Origin of the sequence: Tepidiforma thermophila, from assembly GCF_002563855.1 — a bacterium.
Lineage (GTDB): Bacteria > Chloroflexota > Dehalococcoidia > Tepidiformales > Tepidiformaceae > Tepidiforma > Tepidiforma thermophila.
This window is the reverse complement of record NZ_PDJQ01000001.1, coordinates 2,447,496-2,463,283: the sequence shown is the minus strand read 5'-3', so window position 1 is coordinate 2,463,283 and position 15,788 is coordinate 2,447,496. Positions and strand designations below refer to the sequence as shown.

Annotated in this window: 8 protein-coding genes; 6 read left to right on the top strand and 2 right to left on the bottom strand. The window is 66.6% G+C overall.

Annotation, left to right across the window (positions count from 1 at the left end; all coding sequences use genetic code 11):
- Positions 1 to 236: 236 nt before the first annotated feature.
- The 5 genes from A9A59_RS12000 (at position 237) to A9A59_RS11970 (ending at position 12,681) form a co-directional block, all read left to right on the top strand.
- Positions 237 to 2,753, top strand: a complete 2,517-nt coding sequence (locus tag A9A59_RS12000; protein ID WP_278286900.1) for a helicase-related protein — start codon at positions 237 to 239, stop codon at positions 2,751 to 2,753.
- On the top strand, positions 2,750 to 6,805 hold the full coding sequence (locus A9A59_RS11995) for an Eco57I restriction-modification methylase domain-containing protein (protein WP_098504490.1): 4,056 nt from the start codon (positions 2,750 to 2,752) through the stop codon (positions 6,803 to 6,805). The genes A9A59_RS12000 and A9A59_RS11995 overlap by 4 nt, the downstream gene beginning before the upstream one ends.
- Positions 6,806 to 7,830: 1,025 nt before the next feature.
- A complete protein-coding gene (locus tag A9A59_RS11990) occupies positions 7,831 to 8,019 on the top strand; it encodes a helix-turn-helix domain-containing protein (RefSeq protein WP_098504489.1) in 189 nt (62 codons plus the stop codon).
- 237 nt (positions 8,020 to 8,256) lie between these two features.
- A complete protein-coding gene (locus tag A9A59_RS14360; RefSeq protein WP_341454994.1) occupies positions 8,257 to 11,064 on the top strand; it encodes a bifunctional DNA primase/polymerase in 2,808 nt (935 codons plus the stop codon).
- 483 nt (positions 11,065 to 11,547) lie between these two features.
- Complete coding sequence (locus A9A59_RS11970; protein ID WP_098504485.1) at positions 11,548 to 12,681, top strand: tyrosine-type recombinase/integrase; 1,134 nt, start codon at positions 11,548 to 11,550, stop codon at positions 12,679 to 12,681.
- Between the two features lie 448 nt (positions 12,682 to 13,129).
- Here A9A59_RS11970 and A9A59_RS11965 read toward each other — a convergent pair whose 3' ends face one another.
- Together A9A59_RS11965 and A9A59_RS13790 are read right to left on the bottom strand one after the other, a co-directional pair.
- Positions 13,130 to 14,524: an HD-GYP domain-containing protein gene (locus tag A9A59_RS11965; protein ID WP_165772704.1), complete on the bottom strand. Its 1,395-nt coding sequence runs from the start codon at positions 14,522 to 14,524 to the stop codon at positions 13,130 to 13,132.
- A gap of 120 nt (positions 14,525 to 14,644) precedes the next feature.
- Positions 14,645 to 14,827, bottom strand: coding sequence for a hypothetical protein (locus tag A9A59_RS13790; RefSeq protein ID WP_133117613.1), 183 nt, complete (start codon positions 14,825 to 14,827; stop codon positions 14,645 to 14,647).
- A 113-nt stretch (positions 14,828 to 14,940) separates the two neighbouring features.
- Here A9A59_RS13790 and A9A59_RS11955 point away from each other — a divergent pair, with 113 nt between their 5' ends.
- Positions 14,941 to 15,726 (top strand): LOG family protein, encoded by a 786-nt coding sequence (locus A9A59_RS11955; protein WP_098504482.1) that lies wholly within the window; start codon positions 14,941 to 14,943, stop codon positions 15,724 to 15,726.
- The last annotated feature ends 62 nt before the right edge of the window (positions 15,727 to 15,788 follow it).

The following is a 15,788-nucleotide window of genomic DNA, read 5'->3' as shown; positions in this document are numbered from 1 at the left end:
TCATGCTCCGCCCTCTCGGCGGTACCGATGAGGAGGTCACCGCTGTTTACCTCCCCATTGAGCCAGTTAGTCCTGCCTCCTTCCCTCGGCCCGACGCATCGGACCTCGGCGACTTTCGCTCTGCCAAACTCCTCCGCGATGCTCTCAGGCTCGGCTTCAGGGACACGACGGCCCCGCTCCGGAGTATCGCCCACATCGCATTCGAGCCTCGACCGTACCAGCTCGTGCCCCTCCTGATGGCACTCAGGCTCGACCCTGTTCGCCTTCTCATCGCCGATGACGTTGGCGTCGGGAAGACCATCGAGTCTGCCCTGATCGCCCGCGAACTCCTCGACCGCGGCGAGGTCAACCGCTTGGCCATTCTCTGCCCTCCGCATCTCGCCGAACAGTGGCAGCGCGAACTCGCCGAGAAATTCAACCTCGATGCCGAACTCGTCCTTCCGGGGACCGCGAACCGCCTCGAGCGTGGCCTCGCCCTGAATGAGTCCATCTTCGACAGGTACCCTTTCGTCATCGTCTCCACCGACTTCATCAAGACAGACCGGCGCTGGCAGGAGTTTGTGAGGGCATGCCCCGAACTCGTCATCGTCGACGAAGCCCACGAATGTGCAGACCAATCAGGTGGACGCTCAAGCCACCAGAGGTACCGCCTCATCGCTGAGATCTCCCGAGATACCTCGCGTCACCTCATCCTCGTGACTGCGACCCCGCATTCCGGCAACGAAGGCGCCTTCCACAACCTCCTCGGTTTCCTCGACCCCAGGCTCGGTCAGCTCCCCGATGACCTTTCTCCCGAGGCCCGCCGGGCAGAGCGCAAGCTCCTCGCCAACCACTTCGTCCAGCGTCGGAGGTCAGACGTCCTCCGCTACCTGGACACCAGCACAGCGTTCCCAAAGCGCGAGTCCCTCGACCAGACCTACAAGCTCAGCCCCGAGTACCGGCAGTTCTTTTACGATGTCCTCCGCTGGTGCCGTGAGCGAGTCAGGCAGTCCGGCGGTGGAGAGCACCGGCAGCGCGTCCGCTGGTGGGCTGCCCTGGGGCTTCTCCGTGCCATCGGCTCGAGCCCCGCTGCTGCCGCCGCAACGCTCTACCAAAGGGCCCTGCCCGAGGCCACGGCCTCAGCTGCAGAGGCCGATGACCTCGGCCGGCGGACCGTCATGGACCTCACCGATGAGACCGCCGAAGGCACCGACGTCACCCCCGGCGCTGAGCCCGAATCCGACGAACCCACGCTCGGTGCCTCCGAACGCCGCCGGCTCCGCGAGCTGGCCCTCAGGGCCCAGCAGCTGAAGGGCCCGGCCGACCGCAAGCTCGAAGCCGGCATTGCTGCCGTCCGTGAGCTGGTTAGCCGCGGCAAATCCCCAATCGTCTTCTGTAAGTTCATCGAAACCGCTGAATACGTCGCCGCCGCACTCCGCAATGAGCTGCGCGACGCCACCGTCGAGGCCGTCACCGGCAGGCTTCCGCACGACGAGCGCGAGCGTCGCGTCGCTGCTCTCGCTGAGCACCCCAAACGCATCCTCGTCGCCACCGACTGCCTCTCGGAGGGCATCAACCTCCAGGAGCACTTCGACGCAGTCCTTCACTACGACCTGGCCTGGAACCCAACGCGTCACGAACAGCGCGAAGGCCGCGTCGACCGCTTCGGCCAGCCCAGCAAGAGTGTCTTCACCGTCATGCTCTACGGCGACGACAACCCCGTCGACGGCATCGTCCTCGATGTCCTCCTCCGAAAACACCGCGCGATTCGCGAGAGCCTGGGCGTCAGCGTGCCCGTTCCTGAGAGCCAGTCCGTCCTCGAAGCCATCCTCGAGGGCCTGCTCCTCCGCGGCCGTCCCGACGAGGAAATCCTGGGCCAGCTCGAACTCTTCGAACGCGACGTCGTCGCTCCTCGGCGCATCGAATTCCACCGCGAATGGGACCGCGCGGTCGAACAGGAGCGCAAGTCACGCTCGCTCTTTGCCCAGGAGGGCATCAAGGCCGAGGAGGTCGCAGCCGAGCTGGAGGCTACCCGCCAGGCCCTCGGCGGGCCGCTCGATATTCGCTGGTTCGCCGAAAACGCCCTGGTTTCCCTTGGTGGAGTCGTGACCTCCATTGACCAGGATGGCCTCCAGGCCAGCCTTGACCATGCCCCAAGGGCACTCCTCGACCAGCTCGCCGTCGAACGGCGGCCCGGCGCCAACGGCAACCGGGATGACACCTTCCCGTTCCCCTTCTCCCGCACCCACCCCAATATCCAGGCCCTCGCATCCTTCGTCCTCGATACCGCTCTCGACCCCCACGCACCGTCCGAACTCCGTATCGCTAGGCGAGGAGGGGTCATCCGGACCCGCGGCGTCGAACGCAGGTCCACCCTCCTGCTTCTCAGGCTCCGCTACAACTTTGTGACCAGGCATGGAGCAGATGTCAGGCTGCAGCTCGGCGAGGAAGCCGGCCTCTTCGCCTTCTCAGGCTCTCCAGACCGGCCAGAGTTCCTGGCCCCCGCCGAAGCCGAGCGTCTCCTCAGCCTCGAGCCCGCGGCGAATGTCACCCCGGACCAGGCCAGGTACCACCTCCAGCGCATCATCGATGGACTGCCTGCTCTTCAGGACGCCCTGGAAGCCTTCGCCCATCAGCGCGCAAAAGCCATTCATCGCTCCCATGAGCGTGTCGCTGCCGGCGCCAAAATCCGCAGCCTCAACCTCTCGATCGAGCCCTGCCTTCCGCCCGATATCCTCGGCGTCTACGTCTACCTCCCGGTTGGCCAGCAGTGAGCAACGCCCGCAACCAGCTCTTCTCAACCATCCGCACCGAGGGCGGCATCCTGCCTCCAGACCTCCTCGCACGAATCGCTGCCAACGACCAGTCCCTCGGTGGCCTCGAGCCCGGCGACTACCACCTCTCCCCCGGCGACCGCCTCGGCGAGGCCATCACTCGCTCCTGGAACAGGCTCGTCGGCACCTGGCGCGCATTCAGGGATGAACTCGAACGCCAGCAAAGCCAGCCCGGGCAGGGCGAGTCGTTCACCACGCTGACCCGGGAGCGCTGGCTGCTCCCCCTCTTCTCCGAGCTGGGCTACGGCAGGCTGCCCACGTCCAGGGCCATCGAGATTGACGGCCGCTCCTACCCCGTCTCCCACAGCTGGGGCCCAGTCCCCATTCATCTCCTCGGCTGGGGCGTCGACCTCGACCGCCGCACCAAAGGCCTGGCAGGTGCGGCCTCCCAGAGTCCTCACGGCCTCGTCCAGGAGCTCCTCAACCGCTCAGAAGAGCGGCTCTACGGCTTCGTATCCAACGGCCAGGCGCTTCGCCTCCTCCGCGACTCCACCTCCCTGACCCGCCAGTCCTACGTTGAGTTCGACCTGGCCGCCATGTTCGATGGCGACAGCTATGCCGACTTCGCCCTCCTCTGGCTCACCTGTCACCAGTCTCGTCTCGAAGGCGAGCCCCCGGAATCCTGCATCCTCGAACGCTGGCGCGAATCAGCCCGAGAGCAGGGCGTCCGCGCCCTCGAGGCCCTCCGCCAGGGCGTCGAACATGCCCTCCAGGCGCTCGGTTCCGGATTCCTCGCCCATCCATCCAACACCGCCCTTCGCGAAGCACTTCGCTCAGGAACCCTCGACCGCCAGGACTACTACCGCCAGCTCCTTCGGCTCGTCTACCGCCTCATCTTCCTCTTCGCCGCCGAAGACCGTGAAGTCCTCTTCGCGTCCGACGCCGACCCCCAGGCCCGTGACCGCTACACCAGGTTCTACTCTACCCAGCGCCTCCGCCGGCTCTCCGTTCGACGTGTCTCACCCCGCCACGGCGACCTCTGGGAAGGCCTGAAGGTCGTCATGCGCGCCCTCGATGCCCACGCCGGCGAACCTGGGCTCGCCCTCCCTCCGCTCGGCAGCTTCCTCTGGTCCCCACGCGCCATCCCCCACCTCGAAGCCTGCAGCCTCTCCAACGACGTTCTCCTCCGGGCAGTTGGCCACCTGGCCCGCGTCAGCGACGGAGGGACCGTCCGCGCGGTCGACTACCGCAACCTCGGAAGCGAAGAGCTCGGCGGCGTCTACGAGTCCCTCCTCGAACTCCGGCCCGAACTTAATATCGACCAGGGCACCTTCGAGCTTCGCGTCGAGGCCGGGCACGAACGGAAAACCTCCGGCAGCTACTACACCCCTCCCCAGCTCGTCCAGGCCCTGCTCGATACCGCCCTCGAGCCAGTCCTCGAGGAACGAGCCCGTGCCAGCAACCCCGAGGCCGCCATCCTCTCCCTCAAGGTCCTCGACCCGGCCTCAGGCTCCGGGCACTTCCTCGTCGCAGCGGCCCACCGCATCGCTCGCCGGCTCGCCGCAGTCCGCACCGGGGACCCCGAACCCTCCCCTGAAGCGGTTCGTCACGCCCTCCGCGACGTCGTCTCTCACTGCATCTACGCCGTCGACGTCAACGAGATGGCCGTCGAACTCTGTAAGGTCTCCCTCTGGCTCGAGGCCCTCGAGCCTGGCCGCCCGCTCTCCTTCCTCGATGCCCACATCAGGCGCGGCAACAGCCTCATCGGCGTCACCCCGGCCCTCCTCGCCTCCGGCATCCCCGACGAAGCCTACGAACCCCACGCCCTTGATGACCGCGAGACCGCCCGCGCCCTCAAAAAGCGCAACCGTGAGGAGCGCAAACGGCTCCAGCATGGAGCCCTCCAGCTCACCTTCGATGACGCCCTCTCCAGTGACGTCCGCGAGCTCACCGAGGCAGCCAGGCGCCTCGCCGAGGCCCCCGACGATACCCCCGACCAGCTTGCAGCCAAGGAATCCGCCTTCCACGAACTCATCCACGGCCAGGCCTATCAGCACGCCAGGCTGGTCGCCGACGCCTGGTGCGCTGCCTTCTTCCTTCCAAAGCAGAAAGGGGCCGAGGCCATCACCACCGACGTCCTCCGTCGGCTCGCCCGCAACCCTGAGCTCGTGCCGGCTGCCCTCCGCGACCAGGTCCAGCACCTCGCCCGCGAACTCGGCTTCTTCCACTGGCACCTCGAGTTCCCCGAGGTGTTCCGCAGCGTCAACGGTACCTCCGACAACCCCGAGGCAGGCTGGTCTGGGGGCTTCGACGTCATCCTTGGCAACCCGCCCTGGGAGCAGGTTCAGCTCGACGACCGCGAGTTCTTTGCATCGACCCGGCCGGACATCGCCGAAGCTCCTAGCATGGCCGTTCGTAAGCGAATGCTGGCCAAGCTCTCGGAAGAAGACCATAGCCTCTTCAAGCAATACATCGGTGCCATTCATTACATACAAGGCTTGCAATCATTCGTACATAGCTCTGATCTATTCCCTCTGACGAGTCGCGGCAGAATCAATCTTGCACCTTTGTTTGCCGAGAATGTTTTGCGTCTTTGTGATGCGGCCGGATATGCGGGATTAATTGTTCCAACAGGTATTGCTACTGACGCGTTCACCCAGAACTTTTTCGCTCACATCGTGGAACGTCGCCAGCTCGCCAGCCTCTACGATTTCGAGAACCGGAGAAAGTTGTTCCCGGCGGTTGACAGCCGGATGAAGTTCGCCATTCTCACGCTCACGGGGCAGGCCCGTCCCGCGGCAGCCGCCGAGTTCGCCTTCTTCTGCCACGACATCTCCGACCTCGCCGACCCCGAGCGTCGCTTTACCCTCACCCCCGAGGACTTCCGCCTCCTTAACCCCAATACCCGCACCGCGCCGGTCTTCCGCACCAGGCGCGACGCCGAGCTCACCCGCCACATCTACCGCCGTGTCCCCGTCCTGGTCGATGAAACCAGGGGCGATGCCGGCAACCCGTGGGGCTTCAAGGGTTTGCTCATGTTCATGATGAACACTGACTCCGGCCTCTTCCGCACCCGCGAACAGCTCGAGGACGCCGGCTTCCGCCTCGCCGGCAATCTCTTCGTCCGCGGCGACGAGCGCTACCTCCCCCTCTACGAGGCCAAGCTGGTCCACCAGTTCGACCATCGCTGGGCCACCTACAACGACTCCGGCGCCACCGAAGACGTCCCCGACGCCGCGAAGTGCGACCCCGGCTACACCGTCCTTCCCCGCTACTGGGTGCACGAGCGCGAAGTCGAATCCCGCCTCGCCGGCCGCTGGGAGCGCGGCTGGCTGCTCGGCTGGCGGAATATCACCAACGCCACCAACGAGCGCACCGTTATCTCCGCCGTCATCCCCCGCGTCGCCGTCGGCAACAACTTCCCGTTGGCGCTCGCAGCCGAGGATGCTGCACCCTTACTCAGCACAATCCTGTCCGCCCAGGTGCTGGACTTCGTCGCCCGCCAAAAGGTGGGAGGCATGAACCTCAACTACTTCATCTTTCAGCAGCTTCCTGCCATCACAGCAGAATTGTTGGCCAACGTTTGCCCGTGGCTTGACTCATATTCGATCGCCGACTGGCTCCGCCCCCGTATCCTCGAGCTCACCTATACCGCCTGGGACCTGGCCCCCTTCGCCCGCGACCTCGGCTACCACGGCCCGCCCTTCCGCTACGACCCCGAACGCCGTGCCCGCCTCCGCGCCGAGCTCGATGCCTGCTTCTTCCGCCTCTATCTCGGCAGCGAGGACGAATGGCAGGCCCAGGCAAGCCCGGAGCTCCGTGCCCTCTTCCCGGCGCCGCGCGATGCCGTGAGCTACATCCTGGACCAGTTCCCCATCGTCAAACGCCACGACGAAGAGCGCTTCGGCGAATACCGCACCGCCCGCCTCGTCCTCGAGGCCTACGACCGGATGGCCGCTGCCGAAGCATGCCGCGCCCCTTACACCTCACTCCTCGACCCTCCCCCGGCCGACCCCTCCGTCGCACATCCTGCCCCCCAGCCGGCTTCGTGAATCACCGCATCCGTAAGCGCCCGCACCGCCCGGCGCCCCGAAAGCATGGCGTTGCGCACCGGCCCATGGCCCGGAGAGCGAAGATTTCCGACTTCCAACGCCGGCAAACGTGTCCGAGTTGGTACCTCCAGGCTCGGAACGCCAGCCTGCCACCTGCCTTCCCCCTGGCCGTCGCCACGGAGTTCGCCCTGCCCCCCCGTGGCCAGTCCCTCAGCCAGGCGGCCACTTCCCCGTCCTGCGCCGCCGCGCAACCGCAGCCACGTCCCGCGGAACTCTCGCTCCCTCGCGCCACTGAACAAGGCCGAAGCCCAGGCCCTAGGCTGGGAAAGTCCGACGGGCTTTCGGGGGTACTGCGCGGCATCCCAATTGGCGGTACCTGGCGTCGGGTCGTGGCCGGAATTGACCTGCTAGCCCCTTGCCGTGCCAGCACCTGGAGTAGCTGAGCCACACCCGCTCACCTCCTGGGCGGGCGACGCTCATGCAGGTGCCTGGCCGGCTTTTCGTCCACCATTGGTCCTGCCTTCATCGCTGGGAACTGTCAGTCTTCGAGCTATACGCTCCGGAAATTACCGGCCTGGCAAACCTTGACCTTTCCTGCATCAACTGGTTCCGGCAAGAGAGAACACCTCGCCGATGCGCGCTGGCTCGCACTTCACTCTTTCGGCTTCCTTTGGCCGCTCCACCCACCGCGACGGGTCTGAGCACGCTCCCCCTGAGCATGAAAGAGCAAGGCTCCCTGCTACTGCTGACCCTCGCGTCCTGGAGGTCGGTCAATCGTCCCAACTTCCTAGCATTAAAGCACATGTCCTCCTCCGACATACTGTCATGTTGTTTCACGCATGTCGTAAAAGTCGATCGCTACGTGCTTCCTGTACGAACGAGCCAGGTTGGGTGCTTGTATAATCTCCACAGGACTTTCGGTGGTCACGCAGTGATCTCCTTAGTTCCCTCAAGCTAGCAAGGTATTTGATGCAATTCAGGTGCCTTGCTGGAACGAAGCATCTCTCCGAAAGGAGGTGAGAGCCATGGCCGATCGCCTCACGTGCACGGTCGAGGAAGCTGCCAGGCTGCTCGGCATCAGCCGGACTCTTGCCTACAGGCTCGTCAAGTCAGGCAAGCTTCCGTCGTTCAAGGTCGGCAAGCGGCGTCTTATTCCGGTAACAGCGGTTGAGACGTTCATTGCCGAGCAGCTGAGCTCCGCAAATGCTTCCTAAAAACATCGCATCTGGAAGGAGGAAAGCCATGAATCAATCAACCACTCTTGGGAGCGCCATCAATGTCGGGCACAACAGCACCGTAGAAGGTGCAGGGCGGCCGCTGTCTGAGGAGCGCGACCGGCCGGCGACGAGCGAGCCCCCAGCGGCCCCCAGGCCACCGCACCGGGACAGAGTGCCGCCGATGATTCCGAGAACCGAAGGCTTGCTCATCCGGAAGGGGTCCAGGTCCGCGACATCCTGGCGAGCCGCCGCGACCAGCGCCGCCAACGTCGGGGCCGGCCCGGCGGCCGGGGATGCACCCCGGGCCGCTGGCCGATAGGGCCGCAGGACAGTCCTGCCCCCGGCGAGGACCTCTCCGGTGCCGCAGATGACCCGCATCCTGGCCTGCATGAGCCCGCACCTGCCCTCCCGGCCGGGGTTGCCGCGCCGGAGCCCGAGGGCCGGGTAGACCGGGGCGCCGTCCCGGCAGGTGCCGAACCGGGCGGTCACGCTGCCTGCCGCGAGGCTGCCCTCGCCTACGCCCGGCGCGGCTGGAAGGTGCTCCCGCTCAAGCCGCGCGGCAAGGAGCCGCTGACCGAGCACGGCGTCCACGACGCCACCACCGACCCGGCCGCCATCGAGGCCTGGTGGCGCCGCTGGCCGAAGGCGAACGTCGGCATCGCCACCGGCGCCCCCTCGGGGCTCGCCGTGCTGGATATCGACCCCCGGAACGGCGGCGACGTGGCCCTTGAGCGGCTGCTGGCTGAGCACGGCGGCTGGGGCGTACCCACCGACGCCGGCGGCCATCCCGAGACCTATACCGTGCTCACCGGCGGCGGGGGAGCGCACTACTACTTCGCCGCGGACGGCCCCGTCCCTTCGCGGAAGCTCGCCCCTGGTGTCGACCTGAAGGGCGACGGCGGCTACGTCGTCGCCCCGCCGTCGGTCCACCCCAGCGGCCGGCCGTACGCGGTGGAGGCCAGCACCGAACGCCTGCCGCTGGCTCTTATTCCGGCGTGGCTCCTCGAGGCCGCCGGCGCACGCAGGGCGCCGCTCTACCGCGAGCTGGAGGGCGGGCCGGTGCGAGAGGGCCAGCGGAACGACTGCCTGGCGAGCCTGGCCGGCCGGCTGCGCCGCCGGGGACTTTTGCAGGCGGGGATTGAGGCGGAACTGCTCGCCATCAATGCCGCGCGCTGCGTCCCGCCGCTCCCCGATGATGAGGTCCGCCGGATTGCGGAATCCATCGCCCGCTACCCGGCTGAGGGCCCTTTGGACGCGGCTGCCGCGGCCCCCAAAACACCCATCGAGTACTTCGCCGACGACAGGGGCACGTGGCGGCGGAGGACCAGGGACGGCGGCCCCCAGGACCTCGAACAGCTTGCCACGTTCTCGGCACGCATCAGGAGAGAGTTAATCATCGACGACGGCGAGCTTGAGCAGCGCGAGTTCGAAATCGAGGCCGCCGTCAACGGGGCGGCGAAGAGCTTTACGCTCAGCGCTGCGGAATTCCAGAAGATGGACTGGCCCCTCGAGCGCCTCGGAGCCTCAGCCATCGTCTTCCCGGGTCCTTCGGTCCGCGACCATCTCCGTGCCGCCATCCAGCAGCTGTCCGGAGACGTGCCCGAGGTCCGGGTCTATGCCCACCTTGGCTGGCGCGAGATTGACGGCCGTCAAGTCTTCCTGCACGCCTCCGGCGCAGTCGGCGCCGAGGGCGTCCTGACGAGGCCTCCAGCCGACCTTCAGCGTTTTGCGCTGCCGAACCCCCCGTCTCCCGAAGAGCTGCGCCGGGACATCAAGGAGGTGCTCCCCAGGCTGCTCGACGTCGCGCCGCCGCGCATCAGCTGGACGCTCCTGGCTGCGGCCTTCCTGCCCACCCTTTTCGAGCCTGACTTCGCTGTCCACCTTGCAGGACCAAGCGGAGTTCGGAAGACCGAGCTGGCTGCGCTCGTTCAGCAGTTCTATGGCCCCGGGATGAACGCACGGAACCTGCCTGCCAGCTGGCGGTCGACCGCGAACGCCCTCGAGACGCTCGCCTTCTTGGCAAAAGACTGCGTGCTGGTGGTCGATGACTTCGTCCCGGTCGGGTCGCCGCAGGACGTGACGCAGCTGTATCGCCACGCCGAGCAGCTGCTTCGCGGCGCCGGCAACCGGGCAGGCCGGCAGCGGCTCACCAGGGATGCCAGACTCCAAAACGGCAGGCCGCCTCGCTGCCTCATTCTCAGCACGGGCGAAGACATCCCGCCCGGCCACAGCCTCCGAGCGCGCACCTGGGTGGGCGAGGTCGAGCCTAGCGACGTGGACCTCGGCCGGTTGACAGAGCTTCAGAGGCTCGCGGCCGATGGAGCCCTCGCCCGCTGGATGGCCGGCTGGCTGGAATGGCTCGCCGCAGACTGGGGGGCCATCCGCGTGATGGCGAAAGACCTGCTCGAAAAGCGCAGGAGCGAGCTTGCTGCAGGCCGGCATGGACGAACGGCATCAGCTCAGGCCGCCCTTGAGGTCACCGTCCGGTTTGTTCTCCAGTTCTGCGTTCAGGCCGGCGCCCTCACCCAGGCCCAGGCCGATGAACTTTTGAAGCAAGCCGTCGCAGCGCTGGAGGAGGGCGTTGCGACCCAGGCATCCGCCCAGCGGGAGAGCGACCCCGCGCGGCGGTTCCTCGACCTGCTCCGCTCGGCCCTTGGTAGTGGGAAAGCTCACATCGCCGATGTCTCCGGAAAATGCCCGGGGAAAATGCCCGAAGTGCTCGGCTGGCGCGAGACCGAGGGGGGCATGAGCGGGGAATGGCGGCCCCAGGGCGTCTGTATCGGCTGGGTCGACGGCGAACACATCTACCTCGACCCCAATTCCGCTCTCCAGGCTGCCCAGCAGGCCGCCCCGGCAAGCGAGCCCTTCGTGAACACCGGCCGCGCTCTCGGCTGCGCGCTCAAGCAGAGGGGGTACCTGGCCGCTGCTGACGAGAGCCGAGGTAAGAACAGGGTGCGCAAGACCATCGGCGGGGTCAGGCGGGAGGTGTTCGTGCTCCCCATCGGTGCAATCCTCGAGGACTCCCGAGAAGTCGAGCTGTGATGGAGCTGCTTGAACGCTGCTACGGGGCTGGCCTCAAGGTCTCCCTGGCCGACGGCCAGAAGCTGAATGTCAGCGTGCCGGATACACCCGAGGCAGAACTTCTCCTCGAGGAGCTCAGAGCGCACAAACAGGAGGTCATCGACTGCCTCCGCACCTTGCCGCCTCCGGGGGGGCATCTCTTGAGGCTGGCCGTCGAACTTGGGCTTCAGCCCCGCTGCCGCTGCACGCTCCGGCCCCGCACCGCGGAGGAGGCCGCTTCCGCGGTCGGGGCCGTCACTGAGCTCTGCAGCCGCAACCCCGGGCGAGACTCGGTCCTGGTAAAGGTGGTCCGCCCAGACGGTTCCACCGAGCATCACGTCCTGCGGGCGCACGCCGACCGCGGAGTCCGCAAGGCGATGGCGATGATTGTCCGTGACTGCAACCTCGGTGGACCGCAGCGAGCCGCCCGGGAACAAGCGCGAGATTTGAGCGAAGGAGGAAGAAATGGGACGCCGATTCAACGGTGAGGGTTCGGTCTACAAACGCAACGATTCGCGGCGGGCCAAAAAATGGGTCGCCCAGAAAACCCTGCCCGACGGCAGGCGGAAATACTCGTACGCAAGGACGAAGCAGGAGGCGATCGAACTGCTCAAAACCATGCAGGCTCAGGTGCGTGAAGGTGCGCTCCCGCCTTCAAGTGAGCGGCTTACCGTGAAGCAGTACTTCACCGAGTGGCTGGCAATGAAAGAGCGACAGCTGAAGCCGTCCTCGCTCCGCACCTACCGGGAGCGGGTTGAGAACGTCATTCTCCCGAACATCGGCCACCGCCAGCTCTCGAAACTTCACCCCCTCGAGCTAGAAAAGCTGTACCGCCAGCAGCTCGAGAAAGGGGACTCTCCGGCCACGGTCCAAATGCTTCATCGCATCATCCACCGTGCCCTGGGGGACGCCGTCCGCCTGGGTTACCTGCCGGCCAACATTGCCAAAAACCTGGCCCCTCCGCGGGGAGCCCGCTCAAGGGCCGAAAGGGCCATGCTGCCTGAGGAGGCGCGACGGCTCCTGCAGGCCGCCCGCGGAGACTCCCTCGAGGCGCTGGTCGTGCTGGCGCTCACGACAGGGATGAGGAAGGGGGAGCTGCTCGCCCTGCGCTGGCGAGACATCGACCTGGATAACGGATTGCTTCAGGTGTCAGGGACACTCGTAAGGATTGCCGGTGATTACCGCATCGAGCCGCCCAAGTCGGCCTCCGGCCGCCGCCGCATTCCCCTCCCGCAGGAAGCCGTCGACGCGCTTCGCGCCCACCGTCAGCGCCAGCTGGAGGAGCGGCTCCGGGCCGGCCCGGCCTGGCGCGAACTCGACCTCGTCTTCTGCCGTGCTGACGGCTACTACCTCAACGAACGGTCCGTCCTCAGGTGGTACCACGAGCTGCTCGAGCGTGCAGGGCTGCCCCGCTACCGATTCCATGACCTGCGGCATACCGCCGCGACGGTAGCCCTCGCAAACGGCGTCAGCCTGCGGGAGACTTCGGCGCTGCTGGGGCACTCGCGGCCCTCCATGACCCTCGACACGTACGCTCACGCTGTGCCGGGCGCGGACGAGAAGGCCGTCCGCCGCATCGCTCAGGCCTTGATGAGCTAGCAGCAGGCCCGCTTGCCGGGGCTCGTGTGGGCCGATACTTGGGCCGGTTCCGAGAAGGGACCGGCCCCAGGCTTTTGTACCGCCGGGAACGCACACATGCAGAAGCGCACGCCTGCGTACGCCACTCTGCCGGCTGGGCCGATTGGGCCGGAGATTTTGGGGCAGAGCACCACTACTCATTCGCCCACCCCGCGCGCCGTTGCATTGCATAAGACACGCACGGGCCGCCCCCTCATCTCTCTCCTTCGTTGCTGTCAAATTGCTGTCAAACCGCCCCGATGCGAATGTTTATTGTCTAGTTCAGATTCACTGACCGGCCGTTTGTTAAGACTGCCCGCAAATCGGACATCCCCGGCTCCTGCTCCAAAGTCTCGCCGGCAACCACCGGCCGCCCGCAGAATACCCGCCCCGCCGGCCCGCTTCAATCAGCTTTCCTCCCGCCCGGCCCCTACGCCGCCGGCCGCGATGCGCCGAGCGTGTAGTCGTCCAGGCGGCCGGTGCGCTCCAGCCACCGGATGAACGCCTCCACGCAATCCGGATCAAGCTGCGTGCCCGCTACCCGCCGGAGCTCTTCTAGCGCCTCAGATACCGGTCGTTTCGGCCGATACACCCGCGTCGATGTCAGCGCATCGAACGTGTCGCCGACCGCCACCACCCTCGCCTCGATCGGAATCTGCTCCCCCTTGAGCCCGTCGGGATAGCCGCCCCCTGCGAAGCGTTCGTGATGGGCCCGAATCACCGCCGCCAGGCCCTCGAGTTCGGGGTGGAGCTTCGCAATGTGCGCGCCCCGCACCGTGTGGTGCTTCATCACCTCGAATTCCTCTGGCGTCAGCTTGCCGGGCTTCAGAAGCACCGCATCCGGGACCGTGATCTTGCCGACGTCGTGAATCCTCCCGGCCGCCGCGCATACCATCACCTGCCGCTCCGGGAGCCTGAGCTCCCGCGCCAGCCCCTCGGCAAACTCGGCGACCCGTCCCATATGGTGCCGCGTGTAGGCGTCCTTCCGCTCTACCGCTTCCTCCAGTGACTCCAGCACCCGCACGTCGGCAATCGAGCGGACCTCATCCAGCGAGTCCCGCAGCTCGAGGGCCCGCGCAAACACGATAAGGCTCTTCGCCCGCGCTGCCTCGATCGCCCAACCCCCGATCACCACGAGGAAGGCCATGAGCAGGAGGCCGTGATACAGCCACCAGCTGAGCTGCCACAGGTCGCTGTAGTACATCGAAAGCTGCGCAACCCCGAGCAGCCCCAGCGCGGTCACCATGGCCAGCTGGCCCGGCAGTTCCGTGAGCCGCCAGGCCTGGAAATAGCGCCAGCCGGCAATCCCCAGGAGAGCGATCGTGGTCCCTGCCAGCACGCTATCCCACGACCGCGACCTCGGCACAAAATCCCACAGCTCCGGCCGAAGCACCATGCTCACAAGGTAAGCTGCCAGCACTGCCAGGCCCGCCGCCAGGACGTCGGTGCTATGCCGCTGGACAAATGTGCCCCCGGGCCAACGCCGCGGCACGACGCTGAGCGCAATGAAGATCGCCCCCAGGAACTGGCTCAGCCCCGCCGAAATGATGACCGCGTACGGGTAATCCGTCTCCGGGATGAGCAGCCCCGGAGTCCCGAGGCCATGCGTCGCGAACACCATCGCGATGGCGACGAATCCCAGCGCAAGGTACACCGTCCGGGTTGTCCGCACGCTCTCCACCGACATCGCAAGGCCGGTGCCAACCAGCGCCGAGAGGAGTGCGGCCGCCGACACCACCCAGAAATGCTCGACCGGGTACACAAGCATTGGGTCCCAGCCGGGGACCAGCTTCATTGCTGCAAACCCAACCAGCGGTACGAGCACCGCGCCCATTGAAAGTAACAGCCAGCTCCGGGGCCGCATCATCCAGGCCTCAAAAAAGGATGTTCGTGTACCTACAGTCGGCCGGGGGCCGGGATGCCTGAACCCCCTCCGGCCCGCGGCTTACCATTCCTTACGCCCGTGCACCACAACCCGCACACGCCGCGAACCCGCCGTCGCCGCGTCGAGCGCCCGCCCCAGGTCCCCGAACATCCCCAGCGGCTGCTCGCTTCCCTCCCGCACCAGCGCCCACCCCGCCGGACCCGGCACAAGGTGGAGCTCCCTGACTGCTTCCCTGCCGCGCATCGTCATACTCCGAACCATCGTCCGTTCCCCGCGCGGCAGCAGAGGGGAATACCCTGGACCTCCGCCGGAGACCCCTGCATCCTCTTGGGCAGCAGGCCGATAGACTTGTCGCCATGCCTGACGATTCCCTGCCCCTGCCCGCCCCTCCGGCACGCGCCCCCGAGTGGGGCAAAGCCGTCAACGGCGCAGAAGAACGCCAGTTCCTCGAAGGCCCGGCCGACCGCGGCTCCGAGCTCATCCGCACCCTCCGCATCTCCGCCGAGTTCATCCGCGGCTTCCGCAAACTCCACTTCGTCGGCCCCTGCGTGACCATCTTCGGCTCCGCCCGCTTCACCGAAGACCACCCCTACTACGACCTCACCCGCCGCGTCGGCCAGGCCGTCGCCCGCGAAGGGTTCACCGTCATGACCGGCGGCGGGCCCGGCCTCATGGAAGCCGCCAATCGCGGCGCAAAAGATGTCGGCGGCCATTCCGTCGGCTGCAACATCCAGCTGCCCCACGAACAGAAGCCCAACCCCTACCTCGATACCTTCGTCGAGTTCCGCTACTTCTTCGTCCGCAAGGTGATGCTGGCCAAGTACTCCTACGCCTTCATCGCCATGCCCGGCGGATTCGGCACCCTCGATGAGCTCTTCGAAATCGCTACCCTCATCCAAACCCGCAAAATCCGCGACTACCCCTGCATCCTCATGGGCGTCGACTACTACGAACCCCTGATGGACTTCCTCCTCAACCGCCTCGTCGCCATGGGCACCATCGACCCCGAGGACCTTGACCGCCTCGTCCTCACCGACTCGCCCGAGGAGGCCGCCGCCATCGTCCGCGAGGTCGGAATCCGCAAGTTCGGCCTCCGCTACCGGCAGGCGGTCCCCCGGCGCCGCCGCTTCCTCTTCGAATAGTCGAACCCAACACGCGTCCCCCACGCAGGAAACGCAGCGGGAGCCCGGCCGCAAGGGCGGGC